Origin of the sequence: Pseudomonas sp. S3E17 (assembly GCF_024168685.1) — a bacterium.
In the GTDB taxonomy this organism is placed as follows: domain Bacteria; phylum Pseudomonadota; class Gammaproteobacteria; order Pseudomonadales; family Pseudomonadaceae; genus Aquipseudomonas; species Aquipseudomonas marginalis.
In genome coordinates this window covers 5,057,033-5,076,569 of sequence record NZ_JALJWE010000001.1, presented here as the reverse complement: position 1 = coordinate 5,076,569, position 19,537 = coordinate 5,057,033, and the positions used below count along the sequence as shown (strand labels likewise).

Below are 19,537 nucleotides of genomic sequence, written 5' to 3'. Positions count from 1 at the left end.
CCAACGGGGCGCCAATCTCGAAAGATTGACGCCCCGTGGGTGATCAGTCGTGGTGTTTGACGGTCAAGTCGCCACCCGCGATCAGGTTGTTGATCGCGGAGCTGCCAGCCCCCCAGTTGGCGCCATCGACTTTGATGGTGACATCAGCCGTGCCGCCACCCGACGCCGTGAACGACCCGGTGCTGCTGACGCTCAACGTCGAATTACCCGACGAGTCGGTGGTCAGCTTCAAGTAGCTGGACAAGTTGTTGTCGTTATTGCCCTGGAGCAAATCGGACAGGTCCAGCTTGTCGCCTTCGCCGTGCTTGAAGTCCGTGATGCGATCAAAGCCGCCGTTGGTGTTGGTGTCGCCTTTGAGCCACACAAAGGTATCGGCACCCGCGCCGCCGGTCAGGATGTCGTTACCCTTGCCGCCCACCAGGATGTCGTTGCCGGCACCGCCGGAGAGGGTGTCGTTGCCGCCCTGGCCGAACAGGATGTCGTTGCCGGCATTGCCGATCAGGGTGTCGCCGCCATCATTGGTGCCATAGATGTTCGACGCGTTGGCCAGTGCACCGACGTCCTGCACATGCTCGGTGATGTACTGATGCAAGGTGCGGTCATCGATCTGGTCGACGGTGGTGGACAGCTTCTCGGCGGCGAACGCCTTGAGTGCCGCACTGCCTTCCTGGCCTTTGTAGCTGATCAGGTCACCGAAGATGATGTCATTGCCCGAACCGCCGGAAACGCTGTCGGCACCCGCATCGGCGGTATGGCCGGTGATGGTATCCGCCAGTTTCGCGGTGTCGATCGTGCTGACCGTCTTGTCGGTATCGAAGTACTTCTGGAGCATGTCCTTATCGACGTTGTTGCCCAGGCCGATGGCTTGTACTTCAACACCGCCCGAGACCGCAGTCGTCAACGCCGTGTAAGCGGCCTTGGCGTTTTCCAGCGCGTAGTCATAACGGCCGGAGTTGCCGGCAGCGCCCGCGACGTCGAAACCACCGCGGCCGTCAGACACAACATAACCTTCAAAGGTCTTGGTGCCGTACGAGTCGTACGAGTAGACCTTGCCGTCCTTGTCGACGATGACCTGCGTCTGGCCATAGATCGTTGCGGTGACCGGAGTCGTCTGGCCCAGGGTGTAGGTGTAGCCGTTGACCTTGTTGTCAAAGGTAACGTTGGACCCCCACCAGGAGCTGGTATACCCCAGGCTGATGTTGTCATACGTGGCGTTGTAGACATTCGGCTCACCATCGGTAATGAAATACGTCAGGTTTTTTGCACCGGCGTTGCTGGTGGCGTCACTGCTCTTGAACCAGGCCGTCGCCGCGTTGAAGGCATCCTGGTAGTTGGTCACGTCGCTCGGGTTGGAGGCCATATTATTCAACACGGCCTGCAAGGCAGCCTTGGCGGCAGCCTGGTCGGCCAGGTTGACCGACACTTGGGATTCAACCTTGGTATCGAAGTCGACCAGCAGCACTTTCACCACACCCGACCCCGTCAGCTTGGCGTTGGCGATCAAGGTATCGAAAATGCTGGAGAGCTGGGTTTTGATCGACGACATCGCACTCGACCCGATACTGCCCGAGGTGTCGACGATAAACGCGATGTTGTAGTTGCTGCCCGGGGTGGTGATACCGCCCTTGTCGCCGACCACGATGTTGTTGGCCGAGCTGGAGCCCAGGTCGATGGTATCCGCCGCCGCACCGCCTTCCGTGACAGGGGTGTAGACCTGGGGCTTGACCGTGATGGTCGTCGTCGCCACTGACGAACTCAGGCTGTTGCTGCCTTCATTGTCAGTCACGGCGATGTCGATGGTGCGGTCACCAATGGCCGGGTACTTGCTGGTGCTGGAATACTGGAACGACTCGAGCAGCGCCTTGTAGGTCGCAGCATCCGCCACACCCGACAGGGTCAGCACGATCTTGCCGCTGACGTCGGTGCCGACGCTGGTCACGGTGACGCCTTTGTAGGTACCGCCCACTGCCACCAGGTTGGAGCTGAGCACGTCACCCGAACTGGCGTTTTTCAGGGTGATGGTCGCACTTTGCATCTGGGTGCTGTCGACGTCAGCGATGGCCACATTGCCGGTAATCGCAACGCCGTTGGTGCCGCGTTCGGTGTACGAGGTGCTGAAGCCAGTGGCAACAGAGCCGTCGACGGTGCTGAGGTCCAGGGTTGGCGCGTCATTGACCGCAGTGACCACGATGCTCACTTTGCCAGTGGTCACCGCTTCAACGCCGGTGCTCAACTCTTTGGCCGTCGCTTTCACGGTCAGATCAAAACTGGCGGTGGAGTCCTTGAACGGTGTAACCGTCAGGGTTTTCAGGTTCCAGGTGCTGACATCGTACAGCGTGGTTGCGCCAGTCGAGGTGATGCTGTGCCCCGTGGTGCCGTCGGTAATCACGGTGCCTGCCGGCAAGCCGCTGATTTCCACCTTGTGGGATTCCGAACCGTCGTTGTCGACAAACGTGGTGGTAATCGGCGCGACCTTGATGGCGGTGTCTTCCGGCCCACGGTTGTAGACGTAGCCGGTGTAATAGCCTTCGCCGTTGACCACGTGGCTGTCACCGAGGACCGCACCGGCCGCTTTCAACGCGTCCACGCTGGTGTAGGTCTGCACGCCGCTGTTGCCCAGCGACATCGACGGGCCATTGTTGATCGACACATTGACGTCGTAGTTGCCCGCGCCAGCCTGGTTGTAGTGGTAGATATCGAGGGTGTAATAGCCCGACTCGGTCGGCGTATAGGCCGTCCCGGTAATCGCGCTGCCCTTGCTCCAGGTCTCGCTGGCGACCAACTTGCCGCCTACAGTGATTGCCAGGCTGTCATCGGCCGTACCGGTGAAGGTGTAGCTCTTGCCGGCTTCCAGATAGATCAGGCCAGAGACCTTGGTCGCGGTGCCATCCGCCACGTTACTGTTGCTGACACTGCTGGTCACACCCGTAGAGACAGCGCTCGCAGCGATCTTGGCGTCGATCACCTTGATCAGGTCACTGGAGTTGACCACACCGTTACCGTTGGTCCCCAAATCAGTGCGCAGGGTGCCGCCGGTCCAGGTTTGAATGGTCAAGCCTGTCGGCACAGCGCCGAATGCGCCGACCGTCACGACCGGAACGTCCGTCACCGGGTGGATATCCACAGTGATGGTCTTGGTGTCGCTGTAGGAGTTGCCATCGGTAGCCTGGAACTTCAGCTGGGTGTAATCGCCTTGCATGTTACCCACGCCGGTGCCGCCGAAGCTGTTGTCGCCCGACTCGTTGGCTGCCGGGGTGTAACGCACATTGTGGTTATCGAAGTCAGCCTGGCTGAACGACTTGCCCGCCGAGGTATCGGTCTTCAGATCGTTGGTGGTGAGTTTGACCCACGTGCCGTTGACGTTGTACTCGATGGCGCCGGCAGGCAGGCTGGTGAACACCACTTTCGGGTTAGCGGAGTCTTCATCCTTGACGCCGAAGGTGGCCCAGGTCAGTTCGACCGAGGTGTCTTCGTTGCTCTGGATGTAGCCGTTGCTGGCGGTTGGAGTGTCGTCGACCAAAATCACGGTCGGCTGCCCGGTGCTGTGGGAGTTCAGCCCTTCAGGGTCGGTGACGGTCAGGTCGATCTTCGGCAGTTGATTGCCGGCGTTGACGAAGTCCGCGCCCTTCTGGGTCAGCACAATGTTGTTACCGGACAGGCTGTAGTAGCCGTCTACGTTGCTGTTGCCGGTGAAAGTGATCGTCAGACCCGCGCGCGGCGTTTCTTCGTCGGAGGCCGTGAAGGTACCGGCGACAGTGCCCGCTTTAGCAGCGTTCTCATCGAGGGTATTGGCCGCGATGCTGATCACCGGCACATCGTTGTGCAGGATGACAGTCGGCTGCCCAGTGCTGTGAGAGTTCAAGCCTTCAGGGTCAGTGACAGTCAGGTCGATCTTCGGCAGTTGATTGCCGGCGTTAACGAAGTCGGCGCCCTTCTGGGTCAACACAACGTTGTTGCCGGACAGGCTGTAGTAGCCATCCACATTGCTGTTTCCAGTAAAGGAAACAGTCAAACCTTCGCGTGGTGTTTCTTCATCAGTCGCAGTGAAGCGGCCAGCGACGGTGCCCGCAGTAGCAGAGTTCTCGTCGATGGTGACTGGCGCGACGCTGATGACCGGCACGTCGTTGTGCAGGATGACGGTCGGCTGCCCAGTGCTGTGAGAGTTCAAGCCTTCAGGGTCGGTGACAGTCAGGTCGATCTTCGGCAGTTGATTGCCGGCGTTGACGAAGTCCGCGCCCTTCTGGGTCAGCACAATGTTGTTACCGGACAGGCTGTAGTAGCCGTCTACGTTGCTGTTACCGGTGAAAGTGATCGTCAGACCCGCGCGCGGCGTTTCTTCGTCGGAGGCCGTGAAGGTACCGGCGACAGTGCCCGCCTTAGCGGCGTTCTCATCGAGGGTATTGGCCGCGATGGTGATCACCGGGATGTCGTTGTGCAGGGTGACGGTCGGCTGGCCAGTGCTGTGAGAGTTCAAGCCTTCAGGGTCGGTGACAGTCAGGTCGATCTTCGGCAGTTGATTGCCGGCGTTGACGAAGTCAGCACCTTTTTGCGTCAGTACAACGTTGTTGCCAGACAGACTGTAGTAACCGTCTACGTTGCTGTTGCCGGTGAAGGTGATCGTCAGACCCGCGCGCGGCGTTTCTTCGTCGGAGGCCGTGAAGGTACCGGCGACAGTGCCCGCCTTAGCGGCGTTCTCATCGAGGGTATTGGCCGCGATGGTGATCACCGGGATGTCGTTGTGCAGAGTGACCGTCGGCTGGCCGGTGCCGTTGGAACTGGCGCCATCAGGGTCGGTGACGGTCAGGTCGATTTTCGGCAGTTGATTGCCGGCGTTAACGAAGTCGGCGCCCTTCTGGGTCAACACAACGTTGTTGCCGGACAGGCTGTAGTAGCCATCCACGTTGCTGTTTCCAGTAAAGGAAACAGTCAAACCTTCGCGTGGGGTTTCTTCGTCAGTCGCAGTGAAGCGGCCAGCGACGGTACCCGCAGTAGCAGAGTTCTCGTCGATGGTGACTGGCGCGACGCTGATGACCGGCACGTCGTTATGCAAGGTGACAGTCGGTTGACCAGTGCCATTGGAGCTGAGCCCCTCAGGATCGGTAACCGTCAGGTCGATCTTCGGCAGTTGATTGCCAGCGTTAACGAAGTCGGCACCTTTTTGCGTCAGTACAACGTTATTGCCGGACAGGCTGTAGTAGCCATCCACGTTGCTGTTTCCAGTAAAGGAAACAGTCAGGCCTTCGCGCGGGGTTTCTTCGTCAGTCGCGGTGAAACGACCAGCGACGGTGCCCGCAGTAGCAGAGTTCTCATCGATGGTGACTGGCGCGACGCTGATCACTGGCACGTCGTTATGCAAGGTGACAGTAGGCTGACCAGTGCCATTGGAGCTGAGCCCCTCAGGGTCGGTAACCGTCAGATCAATCTTCGGCAGTTGATTGCCGGCGTTAACAAAGTCAGCGCCCTTCTGCGTCAGTACAACGTTGTTATCAACGATGGCGTAGTAGCCGTCGGCATTGCTGTTGCCGGTGAAGGAAACCGTCAAACCTTCGCGTGGCGTTTCTTCATCAGTCGCAGTGAAGCGGCCAGCAACGGTGCCCGCCGTAGCGGAGTTCTCATCGATGGTTTCAGGGGCAACGCTGATGACCGGCACGTCGTTATGCAGCGTGACCGTCGGCTGACCAGTGCCATTGGAGCTGAGCCCCTCTGGATCGGTAACCGTCAGATCAATTTTCGGCAGTTGATTGCCGGCGTTAACGAAGTCAGCACCTTTTTGCGTCAGTACAACGTTGTTGCCAGACAGACTGTAGTAACCGTCTACGTTGCTGTTGCCGGTGAAGGTGATCGTCAGACCCGCGCGCGGCGTTTCTTCATCGGTCGCGGTGAAGCGGCCAGCGACGGTGCCCGCAGTAGCAGAGTTCTCGTCGATGGTTTCTGGGGAAACGCTGATGACCGGCACGTCGTTATGCAGAGTGACAGTAGGCTGACCAGTGCCATTGGAGCTAAGCCCCTCTGGATCGGTAACCGTCAGGTCAATCTTCGGCAGTTGATTGCCGGCGTTAACAAAATCCGCACCTTTCTGAGTCAGCACAACGTTGTTGCCGGACAGGCTGTAGTAGCCGTCTGCGTTGCTGTTGCCCGTAAAGGAAACAGTCAGGCCTTCGCGAGACGTTTCTTCATCGGTCGCGGTGAAACGGCCTGCGACGGTACCCGCTGTAGCGGAGTTCTCGTCGATGGTTTCTGGGGAAACGCTGATGACCGGCACGTCGTTATGCAGAGTGACAGTAGGCTGACCAGTGCCATTGGAGCTAAGCCCCTCAGGATCGGTAACCGTCAGATCAATCTTCGGCAGTTGATTGCCGGCGTTAACGAAGTCAGCACCTTTTTGCGTCAGTACAACGTTGTTGCCAGACAGACTGTAGTAACCGTCTACGTTGCTGTTGCCGGTGAAGGTGATCGTCAGACCCGCGCGCGGCGTTTCTTCATCGGTCGCGGTGAAGCGGCCAGCGACGGTGCCCGCAGTAGCAGAGTTCTCGTCGATGGTGACTGGCGCGACGCTGATGACCGGCACGTCGTTGTGCAGAGTAACGGTCGGTTGGCCGGTGCCATTGGAACTAAGCCCCTCTGGATCGGTAACCGTCAGATCAATCTTCGGCAGTTGATTGCCGGCATTAACGAAATCAGCACCTTTTTGCGTCAGTACAACGTTGTTGCCGGAGAGGCTGTAGTAACCGTCTACGTTGCTGTTGCCCGTAAAGGAAACAGTCAAACCTTCGCGTGCTGTTTCTTCATCGGTCGCAGTGAAGCGGCCAGCGACGGTGCCCGCTGTAGCAGAGTTCTCGTCGATGGTGACTGGTGCGACGCTGATCACTGGCACGTCGTTGTGCAACGTGACGGTCGGTTGACCAGTGCCATTGGAGCTGAGCCCCTCAGGATCGGTAACCGTCAGATCAATCTTCGGCAGTTGATTGCCAGCGTTAACAAAGTCAGCGCCCTTCTGGGTCAGCACGACGTTGTTATCAACGATGGCGTAGTAGCCGTCTGCGTTGCTGTTGCCGGTGAAGGAGACAGTCAGGCCTTCGCGTGGTGTTTCTTCATCGGTCGCGGTGAAGCGGCCAGCGACGGTACCCGCAGTAGCAGAGTTCTCATCAATGGTGACTGGCGCGACGCTGATCACCGGCACGTCGTTGTGCAGAGTGACGGTCGGCTGACCAGTGCCATTGGAGCTGAGCCCCTCTGGATCGGTAACCGTCAGATCAATCTTCGGCAGTTGATTGCCGGCGTTAACGAAGTCAGCGCCCTTCTCGGTCAGCACAACGTTGTTGCCGGACAGGCTGTAGTAGCCGTCTGCGTTGCTGTTGCCCGTAAAGGAAACAGTCAGGCCTTCGCGAGACGTTTCTTCATCGGTCGCGGTGAAACGGCCTGCGACGGTACCCGCTGTAGCGGAGTTCTCGTCGATGGTTTCTGGGGAAACGCTGATGACCGGCACGTCGTTATGCAGAGTGACAGTAGGCTGACCAGTGCCATTGGAGCTAAGCCCCTCAGGATCGGTAACCGTCAGATCAATCTTCGGCAGTTGATTGCCGGCGTTAACGAAGTCAGCACCTTTTTGCGTCAGTACAACGTTGTTGCCAGACAGACTGTAGTAACCGTCTACGTTGCTGTTGCCGGTGAAGGAGACAGTCAGGCCTTCGCGTGGTGTTTCTTCATCAGTCGCAGTGAAGCGGCCAGCGACGGTGCCCGCAGTAGCAGAGTTCTCGTCAAGGGTGACCGGTGCGACGCTGATCACCGGCACGTCGTTATGCAAGGTGACAGTAGGCTGACCAGTGCCATTGGAGCTGAGCCCCTCTGGATCGGTAACCGTCAGATCAATCTTCGGCAGTTGATTGCCGGCGTTAACGAAGTCAGCGCCCTTCTGCGTCAGTACAACGTTGTTGCCGGACAGGCTGTAGTAACCGTCTACGTTGCTGTTGCCGGTGAAGGAAACAGTCAAACCTTCGCGTGGCGTTTCTTCATCAGTCGCAGTGAAGCGGCCAGCGACGGTGCCCGCTGTAGCAGAGTTCTCGTCGATGGTGACGGGCGCGACACTGATCAGCGGCACGTCGTTTACCAACGTCACATCCGGCGTGGCAGTAGCGTGCGAGCTGCCTTTATCGGCATCGATCACGGTCAGATCAATCGCAGGCAGCTTATTACCCGCGTTGACGAAGTTTGCACCCGCCAGGGTCAACACCACGGCATTGCCAAGAAGGGTGTAGTAGCCATCTTTGTTGCTGTCGCCGGTGAAGCCGACTTTCAGCTCAGCAACCGGTGTCTCGACATCGCTGACGGTAAAGTGACCGGCAACGGTGCCTTCAGCCACGGCACCTTCCTGCAGCGGGTTCGCCACGACATCTATGACGGGCAGATCGTTGACCGCAATCACATTGATCGGCAGCGTGATCGACTTGGAAACCGCAGCAGCATCGCCATCCTGCGCAGTGGCGGTCACCGTGAGGTTCACCAGGCCATTGGCGTTTTGTGCCGGGGTGAAGACCAGAGTGGCCTTGTCCCACAGGCTGATGTCGACACTGTGAACGTCAGCGCTGGCAGTAAACGTATGGCCCGTTTTGCCATCGGTGATGGTCGCGCCTTCTGGAATACCGCTGATTTCCAGCTTGAGCGTCTCCGAGCCATCCTTGTCGGTGGCGTAAGCGTCGATGGCCGACAATTTGATGGCGTGGTCTTCCAGGCCGGTGTTCAGCACCTGGGTGACGCTGATGTTGTCCAACACGCCGCCGAGGGAGTTGTTGGTCTCGCCGGCCGGGGCCTTGAATTCAAGCTTGGCATCACCGTCAGCGGTGACCGGCACCACGAAGGTGTAGGTCTTCATGCCAACGACGGTGGTGTCCAGGGTGCCGACTTTGACGCCGCCCCAGAACACGTCGATGACCGAATTGGTCTCAGCCCCGGCGCGCGGGGAGTAGTCCACCGAAATGCTGTACGCCGTGCCGCTTTCGGCCTTGATGATGGTGTAAAGGCTGGCGTCGTCGCCGGCATTTTTCTCGAGTTCGATGACCTGGCTGTTGCCTGGGGTCTCTACGCCATAAATGCTGCTTTGGCCGATTTCGACTTTGCCGTCGCTATTGCCGGTCAACCATTGGGTGGCTGGAGTGGCGCCGTTGCCGGCCACATTGTTGGCATCGCCGACAGCGACGGTGCTCCACGAACCGTTGAGGTGCGCGCTGTCGAAGTTGATCGAGGTGACGGTGCCGCCACCGAGCAGGTTCAGGTACGGCGCGTCGGTGACCGGAGCGATCGTCACTGGGGCAGTGGTTTCAGCGCTGGCTTTACCGCCATTGTCGACCGCCGTGAAGGTGACCGACGTTGTGCCGCTCCAGTCAGCAGTCGGGGAGAAGTAGACCGCCGCCTTGCCATCGGCACCCGCGGGTACCGAATCGCCGACTTTGAGTTCGGTTGTCAGGCTGGCGTCACTGTACAGCTTGCCGTTATCCGGCAACGTCTTGATGACGAAGTTGGCGACGGTGCCGTCCACATCAGCGCCGCTCAGGACGATCTTGGCCGCATGGTCTTCGTCAGCGCCTGCAGAGGCAGCCGATGCCGTCGGGGCGTCGTTGAACAGCTCGACGGTGACCTTGCCAGTGGCGCTGGCGGTTTCCGGCGGCTCACGGTCGAGGTTACCGCCACCGTTATCGGTGACGTCGATAGTGACAGTGCGATCAGTGCCAACCGGATTGTTACCCGGGGCCTGGAAGGTGATCGCTTCAACCAGCTTGATGAAGTCGGCAGCGCTGCTACCGGCTGGCGAGTTGCTGGTCAGGGTGTAGATGATTTTTCCATCGGCGGCGCTGCCGCTTTCGGTGATGGTGATACCGGCAATGGCGAGCGCCTTGAGCACGTCGGCATTGCTGAGCAGGTCACCGGACACCAGATGATCAACCGTGACCACCACTTTGCTGAAGGTTTTGTTGTCTACGTCTGTGATGCTCAGGTTGTCGACCAGTGCCACCGCCGCTTTTTGCTCGACAAACGTGGTGCTGTCAAAACTGACCACCGGTTTATCGTTGACCGGAACCACGTAGACCACGGAGGTCACCGGCGCCGAGTCCGAATGGCCGTCGTTCACGGTGATGGTCAGGTTGCGATTGGCCGGGCTCGGGTCTTCGCTTTCGCTGGCGAAGTGCACAGAACGCAGGACTTCCTGGTATTCAGCCTTCGTGGCTTCGCCGGACAGGGTCAGTACGCCAGTGCCCTTGTCATAGTTGACGGTGATTTTGGTGTTGCTGACATCTGCGATCAGTACGTCGTCGGTCAAGTGATTGACCAGCGTAACTTTGGCGCTTTTCAGGGTGTCGCTGTCGACGTCGGTGATGGTCAGGTTCGCGGCAACGTAGCCGCCTGGCTTGCCTTCGATGTAGGTGTCGCCAAATGCGTTGGTCGAACCGTTACCCAATACCGGGGCGTCATCGACCGCCGTGACCACGATGCTGATTTTGCCGGTCGTGACTTCTTCAACGTTGGTGCTCAACTCTTTGGCCGTAGCCGTCACGGTCAGGTCGAAACTGGCCGTGGAATCCTTGAACGGTGTAACGGTCAGGGTGCTCAGGTTCCAGGTGCTCACGTCGTACAGCGTGTTCGCGCCGGTCGAGACGATGCTATGGCCCGTGGTGCCATCGGTGAGTACGGCGCCTTCCGGCAAGCCGCTGATTTCAACCTTATGGGCTTCCGAGCCGTCGTTGTCGACAAACGTGGCAGTAATCGGCGCGATCTTGATCGCGGTGTCTTCCAGGCCGTGGTTGTAGACGTTGCCGGTGTAATAGCCTTCGCCATTCACCACATGGCTGTCACCGAGCACCATGCCGGCGGCTTCCAATGCTGCTGCACTGGTGTAGGTCTGCACACCGCTGCTGCCCAGCGACACCGACGGGCCGTTGTTGATCGACACGTTGACGTCGTAGTTGCCCGGACCGTTCTGGTTGTAGTGGTAGATGTCGAGGGTGTAATAACCCGACTCGGTCGGCGTATAGGACGACCCGCCAATCCCGTTGCCCTGGCTCCAGGTCTCGGAAGCGACCAGCTTCCCGCCCACGGTGATTGCCAGGCTATCGTCGGCAGTACCGGTGAAGGTGTAGCTCTGGCCGGCTTCCAGGTAAACCAGGCCCGACACTTTGGTCGCGGTGCCTTCGGCCACATTCCCGTTGCTCACATTGCTGGTCACGCCTGTGGAGGCTGCGCTATCAGCGGTTTGGGCGTTGATCACCTTAATCAGGGTGCTGGACTCGGTGACGCCTTGGCCATTGGTGCCCAAGGCACCTGGCAGGTTGCTGCCGGTCCAGGTTTGAATGGTCAAACCGGTTGGCACTTGGCCGATGTTCAGGATTGGCACATCCGTCACCGGGTGGATATCCACGGTGATGGTTTTGGTCTCGCTGTAGGAGTTGCCGTCAGTCGCCTGGAACTTCAGCTCGGTGTAATCGCCTTGCTTGTTACCCACGCCGGTGCCGCCGAAGCTGTTGTCGCCCGACTCATTGGCCGCCGGGCTGTAACGCACGTCGTGGTTATCGAAGTCAGCCTGGGTGAAGGCCTTGCCCGGCGAGGTGTCGGTTTTCAGATCGGCCGTGGTGAGCTTGACCCACTCACCGTTGACTTTGTATTCGATGGAACCGGCAGGCAGGCTGGTGAACACCACTGCCGGACTCGTGGAATCCTCATCGTGTACGCCAAAAGTCCCCCAGGTCAGCTCGATTGGGGTGTCTTCGTTGCTCTCGATATGGTTATCGGCGGCGGTTGGGGTGTCGTCGACCAGGGTGACGGTTGGTTGACCGGTGCCGTTGGAGCTGGCGCCTTCTGGGTCGGTGACGGTCAGGTCGATTTTCGGCAGTTGATTGCCGGCGTTGACGAAGTCGGCACCTTTTTGAGTCAGTACAACGTTATTGCCGGACAGGCTGTAGTAGCCGTCTGCGTTGCTGTTGCCGGTGAAGGAGACAGTCAGGCCTTCGCGTGGGGTTTCTTCGTCGGTCGCGGTGAAGCGGCCAGCGACGGTGCCCGCAGTAGCGGAGTTTTCATCGATAGTTTCCGGGGCGACACTGATGACCGGCACATCGTTGTGCAGAGTGACAGTTGGTTGACCGGTGCCGTTGGAGTTCAGGCCTTCAGGGTCAGTGACGGTCAGATCGATTTTCGGCAATTGATTGCCGGCGTTAACGAAGTCGGCGCCTTTTTGAGTCAGTACAACGTTATTGCCGGACAGGCTGTAGTAGCCATCAGCATTGCTGTTACCCGTGAAGGAGACGGTCAGGCCTTCGCGTGGGGTTTCTTCGTCGGTCGCAGTGAAGCGGCCAGCGACGGTGCCCGCTGTAGCGGAGTTTTCATCGATGGTTTCTGGGGAAACGCTGATGACCGGCACATCGTTGTGCAGAGTGACGGTCGGCTGACCGGTGCCGTTGGAGTTCAGGCCTTCTGGGTCAGTGACAGTCAGGTCAATCTTCGGCAGTTGATTGCCGGCGTTAACGAAGTCCGCGCCCTTCTGGGTCAGCACGACGTTGTTATCAACGATGGCGTAGTAGCCGTCGGCATTGCTGTTGCCGGTGAAGGAAACAGTCAGGCCTTCGCGTGGGGTTTCTTCGTCCGTAGCGGTGAAGCGGCCAGCGACGGTACCCGCAGTAGCGGAGTTTTCATCGATGGTTTCCGGGGAAACGCTGATGACCGGCACATCGTTGTGCAGAGTGACGGTCGGCTGACCGGTGCCGTTGGAGTTCAGGCCTTCTGGGTCAGTGACAGTCAGGTCAATCTTCGGCAGTTGATTGCCGGCGTTAACGAAGTCCGCGCCCTTCTGGGTCAGCACGACGTTGTTATCAACGATGGCGTAGTAGCCGTCGGCATTGCTGTTGCCGGTGAAGGAAACAGTCAGGCCTTCGCGTGGGGTTTCTTCGTCCGTAGCGGTGAAGCGGCCAGCGACGGTGCCCGCCGTAGCGGAGTTTTCATCGATGGTTTCTGGGGAAACGCTGATGACCGGCACATCGTTGTGCAGAGTGACGGTCGGCTGACCGGTGCCGTTGGAGTTCAGGCCTTCTGGGTCAGTGACAGTCAGGTCAATCTTCGGCAGTTGATTGCCGACGTTAACGAAGTCCGCGCCCTTCTGGGTCAGCACGACGTTGTTATCAACGATGGCGTAGTAGCCGTCGGCATTGCTGTTGCCGGTGAAGGAAACAGTCAGGCCTTCGCGTGGGGTTTCTTCGTCCGTAGCGGTGAAGCGGCCAGCGACGGTACCCGCAGTAGCGGAGTTTTCATCGATGGTTTCCGGGGAAACGCTGATGACCGGCACGTCGTTGTGCAGAGTAACGGTCGGCTGGCCAGTGCCGTTGGAGTTCAGGCCTTCAGGGTCAGTGACGGTCAGGTCAATCTTCGGCAGTTGATTGCCGGCGTTAACGAAGTCAGCACCTTTTTGCGTCAGTACAACGTTGTTGCCGGACAGGCTGTAGTAGCCATCAGCATTGCTGTTACCCGTGAAGGAGACGGTCAGGCCTTCGCGTGGGGTTTCTTCATCGGTCGCGGTGAAGCGGCCAGCAACGGTGCCCGCAGTGGCGGAGTTTTCATCGATGGTTTCCGGGGAAACGCTGATGACCGGCACGTCGTTGTGCAGAGTAACGGTCGGCTGGCCAGTGCCGTTGGAGTTCAGGCCTTCAGGGTCAGTGACGGTCAGGTCAATCTTCGGCAGTTGATTGCCGGCGTTAACGAAGTCAGCGCCCTTCTGGGTCAACACGACGTTGTTATCAACGATGGCGTAGTAGCCGTCGGCATTGCTGTTGCCGGTGAAGGAAACAGTCAGGCCTTCGCGTGGGGTTTCTTCGTCCGTAGCGGTGAAGCGGCCAGCGACGGTGCCCGCCGTAGCGGAGTTTTCATCGATGGTTTCTGGGGAAACGCTGATGACCGGCACGTCGTTGTGCAGAGTAACGGTCGGCTGGCCAGTGCCGTTGGAGTTCAGGCCTTCAGGGTCAGTGACGGTCAGGTCAATCTTCGGCAGTTGATTGCCGGCGTTAACGAAGTCAGCACCTTTTTGCGTCAGTACAACGTTGTTGCCGGACAGGCTGTAGTAGCCATCAGCATTGCTGTTACCCGTGAAGGAGACGGTCAGGCCTTCGCGTGGGGTTTCTTCATCGGTCGCGGTGAAGCGGCCAGCAACGGTGCCCGCAGTGGCGGAGTTTTCATCGATGGTTTCCGGGGAAACGCTGATGACCGGCACGTCGTTGTGCAGAGTAACGGTCGGCTGGCCAGTGCCGTTGGAGTTCAGGCCTTCAGGGTCAGTGACGGTCAGATCGATCTTCGGCAGTTGATTGCCGGCGTTAACAAAATCCGCGCCCTTCTGGGTCAGCACGACGTTGTTATCAACGATGGCGTAGTAACCATCAGCATTGCTGTTACCAGTGAAGGAAACAGTCAAACCTTCGCGTGGGGTTTCTTCGTCGGTCGCGGTGAAGCGGCCAGCGACGGTGCCCGCCGTAGCGGAGTTTTCATCGATGGTTTCTGGGGAAACGCTGATGACCGGCACATCGTTGTGCAGAGTGACGGTCGGCTGGCCGGTGCCATTAGAGCTGGCGCCCTCTGGGTCGGTAACGGTCAGATCGATTTTCGGCAGTTGATTGCCGGCATTAACAAAATCCGCGCCCTTCTGGGTCAGCACAACGTTGTTATCAACGATGGCGTAGTAGCCATCTGCATTGCTGCTGCCGGTGAAGGAAACAGTCAGGCCTTCGCGTGGGGTTTCTTCATCGGTCGCGGTGAAGCGGCCAGCGACGGTGCCCGCCGTAGCGGAGTTCTCATCAATGGTTTCCGGGGTAACGGCGATCACTGGCACGTCGTTGTGCAGAGTGACGGTCGGCTGGCCGGTGCCATTAGAGCTGGCGCCCTCTGGGTCGGTAACGGTCAGATCGATTTTCGGCAGTTGATTGCCGGCGTTAACGAAGTCGGCACCCTTCTGGGTCAGCACAACGTTGTTATCAACGATGGCGTAGTAGCCATCTGCATTGCTGCTGCCGGTGAAGGAAACAGTCAGGCCTTCGCGTGGGGTTTCTTCGTCCGTAGCGGTGAAGCGGCCAGCGACGGTGCCCGCTGTGGCGGAGTTCTCATCAATGGTTTCTGGGGAAACGCTGATGACCGGCACGTCGTTGTGCAGGGTGACGGTCGGCTGGCCGGTGCCATTGGAGCTGGCGCCTTCTGGGTCAGTGACGGTCAGGTCAATCTTCGGCAGTTGATTACCGGCGTTAACAAAATCCGCGCCCTTCTGGGTCAGCACAACGTTGTTATCAACGATGGTGTAGTAACCGTCTGCGTTGCTGTTGCCGGTGAAAGAAACAGTCAAACCTTCGCGTGGTGTTTCTTCGTCGGTCGCAGTGAAGCGGCCAGCAACGGTGCCCGCCGTAACGGAGTTCTCATCGATGGTTTCTGGCGCAATGGCAATCACCGGAACATCGTTGTGCAGAGTGACGGTCGGTTGGCCGGTGCCGTTGGAGTTCAGACCTTCTGGGTCAGTGACAGTCAGGTCAATCTTCGGCAGTTGATTACCGGCGTTAACAAAATCCGCGCCCTTCTGGGTCAGCACAACGTTGTTATCAACGATGGTGTAGTAGCCGTCTGCGTTGCTGTTGCCGGTGAAAGAAACAGTCAGGCCTTCGCGAGGCGTTTCTTCATCGGTCGCAGTGAAGCGGCCAGCAACGGTGCCCGCAGTGGCGGAGTTTTCATCGATGGTTTCCGGGGAAACGCTGATGACCGGCACGTCGTTGTGCAGAGTAACGGTCGGCTGGCCAGTGCCGTTGGAGTTCAGGCCTTCAGGGTCAGTGACGGTCAGGTCAATCTTCGGCAGTTGATTGCCGGCGTTAACGAAGTCGGCGCCTTTTTGAGTCAGTACAACGTTATTGCCGGACAGGCTGTAGTAGCCATCAGCATTGCTGTTACCCGTGAAGGAGACGGTCAGGCCTTCGCGTGGGGTTTCTTCGTCGGTCGCAGTGAAGCGGCCAGCGACGGTGCCCGCTGTAGCGGAGTTTTCATCGATGGTTTCTGGGGAAACGCTGATGACCGGCACATCGTTGTGCAGAGTGACGGTCGGCTGACCGGTGCCGTTGGAGTTCAGGCCTTCTGGGTCAGTGACAGTCAGGTCAATCTTCGGCAGTTGATTGCCGGCGTTAACAAAATCCGCGCCCTTCTGGGTCAGCACGACGTTGTTATCAACGATGGCGTAGTAACCATCAGCATTGCTGTTACCAGTGAAGGAAACAGTCAAACCTTCGCGTGGGGTTTCTTCGTCGGTCGCGGTGAAGCGGCCAGCGACGGTGCCCGCCGTAGCGGAGTTTTCATCGATGGTTTCTGGGGAAACGCTGATGACCGGCACATCGTTGTGCAGAGTGACGGTCGGCTGGCCGGTGCCATTAGAGCTGGCGCCCTCTGGGTCGGTAACGGTCAGATCGATTTTCGGCAGTTGATTGCCGGCGTTAACGAAGTCGGCCCCCTTCTGGGTCAGCACAACGTTGTTATCAACGATGGCGTAGTAGCCATCTGCATTGCTGCTGCCGGTGAAGGAAACAGTCAGGCCTTCGCGTGGGGTTTCTTCGTCCGTAGCGGTGAAGCGGCCAGCGACGGTGCCCGCTGTAGCGGAGTTTTCATCGATGGTTTCTGGGGAAACGCTGATGACCGGCACATCGTTGTGCAGAGTGACGGTCGGCTGACCGGTGCCGTTGGAGTTCAGGCCTTCTGGGTCAGTGACAGTCAGGTCAATCTTCGGCAGTTGATTGCCGGCGTTAACAAAATCCGCGCCCTTCTGGGTCAGCACGACGTTGTTATCAACGATGGCGTAGTAACCATCAGCATTGCTGTTACCAGTGAAGGAAACAGTCAAACCTTCGCGTGGGGTTTCTTCGTCGGTCGCGGTGAAGCGGCCAGCGACGGTGCCCGCCGTAGCGGAGTTTTCATCGATGGTTTCTGGGGAAACGCTGATGACCGGCACATCGTTGTGCAGAGTGACGGTCGGCTGGCCGGTGCCATTAGAGCTGGCGCCCTCTGGGTCGGTAACGGTCAGATCGATTTTCGGCAGTTGATTGCCGGCGTTAACGAAGTCGGCCCCCTTCTGGGTCAGCACAACGTTGTTATCAACGATGGCGTAGTAGCCATCTGCATTGCTGCTGCCGGTGAAGGAAACAGTCAGGCCTTCGCGTGGGGTTTCTTCGTCCGTAGCGGTGAAGCGGCCAGCGACGGTGCCCGCCGTAGCGGAGTTTTCATCGATAGTTTCTGGCGCAATGGCGATCACCGGAACATCGTTGTGCAAAGTGACGGTCGGCTGGCCAGTGCCGTTGGAGTTCAGGCCTTCTGGGTCAGTGACGGTCAGGTCAATCTTCGGCAGTTGATTGCCGGCATTAACAAAATCCGCGCCCTTCTGGGTCAGCACAACGTTGTTATCAACGATGGCGTAGTAGCCATCTGCGTTGCTGCTGCCGGTGAAGGAAACAGTCAAACCTTCGCGTGGGGTTTCTTCATCGGTCGCAGTGAAGCGGCCAGCGACGGTACCCGCCGTAGCGGAGTTCTCATCGATGGTTTCTGGGGAAACGCTGATGACCGGCACATCGTTGTGCAGAGTGACAGTTGGTTGACCGGTGCCGTTGGAGTTCAGGCCTTCAGGGTCAGTGACGGTCAGATCGATCTTCGGCAGTTGATTGCCGGCGTTAACAAAGTCCGCACCTTTCTGAGTCAGCACAACGTTGTTATCAACGATGGCGTAGTAGCCGTCTGCGTTGCTGTTACCCGTAAAGGAAACAGTCAACCCTTCGCGTGGTGTTTCTGCATCGGTCGCGGTGAAAGTACCAGCGACGGTACCCGCTGTAGCGGCGTTCTCATCGAGGGTTTGCGGCTCAATACTGATGACGGGCGCGTCGTTGACCGGTGTAATCGTCACCGTCAACGTGCTGCTCGACCCGGTATTGGTGGTGTAGCCAATCTGCGGCACTTCGCCGCTGTAATCCTTGACCGGCGTAAACGCATACGCGCCATCGGCACCAATCGTGATGCTGCCCACGCCTGCAATGATGGCGGTCTGGCCCGCGTTGTAGGTGGTACCCGCCACGTTGAAGGTCGCGACAGTCAACACGTTATCAATGTCGCTGTCATTGCTCAGCACGTTGCCGGTAGCGACGCTATCTTCGACGATCGTGTTGGCATCGGCAACCAAGACGCTGGGATCATCCACAGCAACAACAGTGGAAGTGGCCGGCGCAGGATTGATCGCCAGGTTCTCGTAATTACCACCGGTGGCACTGGTAATGGTGGCGCTGACGGTAAGGTCTTTGCCATCCGCCAGGTTGGCAGGTGTGTCGACACTGACTGTACCGGTGGTTTTACCGGCTTCGATGGTAATGGTCTGGTCGTTGGACAGCTTGATGACAACGTCGGTCTGCGCCGCGTTGGTCACCGTCGCGGTGTAGACGATCTTGCCGCCCTCATCCACCGATGCAGTCGCAGTCAGGGTGACGGTGGTGGTGTCGATGGTGTCGTTGATCTGCGTCACCGCCGGCGTCGGGTCGGTGGTGATGATCAGGTTGCCGCCGCCGGAGGTACCGGCGATGGTCGCGGAAATCGACGAAGCGTCCAGGTAAGGCGTGTCATTACCGGCAAACGTGACGTTCAGCACACCCGAGGTCTGGCCGGCGGCGATCACGACAGCGAGGCCGTTGGACAAGGTCACGGTGAGGTCGCTGGTCGGCGCCTGGGTGATAAACACCGTGTAGGCTACAACACCACCGGCTTCGGTGATGGTTGGCGTGGCAGTCAGGGTGATGGTGACGTTGCGTGGGTCGACGCCATTATTGTCGGCGCCAGTGAGAACAGTGTTCACCGCATCAGCGGCATTCAAGCCGGTCGTCGGGTAGCCGATGGTGGGGTCAACCACGCCTGCGGTGGCGTCCAGCACAACAAAGCTGTGACCGCCACCTACGGAACCGCCGTCTGAACCAGCAGCGGTTTGGCCGGCGGCAGTGGCTTCGAGGTCTTGGGTCGGGTCGGCGCCGGCAGCGATGGCTTGCTGGAGTTCAGCAACAGACGGTGCGGCTTGAGCAGTGGCGGCGCTGAGGTCGGTGGACGAGTCAGGAGCGTTTGCGCTCCACTGGCTGTCACGGCCCAGATCGAGAATACGGCCGTCGGCCAGTTCCAGAGACACGGCGCCTGCCGGGCCGGTGTCGATCTGCTCCCCAGCGAACAAGCGATCCCCTTCTACAAGCAGACGACGAATCCCCTCAGGGGAAACCGCAAACACCTGACCGACAATGCTTTTGACGACCGCAACGCTGCTCATAAAAAAGACTCTCCGTGTATTACCGTTCAATGGTATCCATCATGGAGACCGGCTTCTTTCTCTTTGCCGATCGATAGCTGGAGTACTTACATTTTGCGTGGTTATTTTGGCGTCAATAATTTGTTGTTTGGTTCATCAAATTACTTTTCCGTCAAGGTATTGACCTATTGGGCGTCATCCTAAACAATCCGCCCAGTAATGTCACATTGA

Annotated in this window: 1 protein-coding gene; it reads right to left on the bottom strand. The window is 58.7% G+C overall.

The genetic code is table 11. The annotated features are described in order from the left end of the window. Positions 1-43 precede the first annotated feature (43 nt). Positions 44-19,327 carry a retention module-containing protein gene (locus J3D60_RS22890; RefSeq protein ID WP_253492912.1) on the bottom strand — a complete coding sequence of 6,428 codons (19,284 nt, stop codon included), beginning with the start codon at positions 19,325-19,327 and terminating at the stop codon, positions 44-46. Positions 19,328-19,537: the final 210 nt, after the last annotated feature.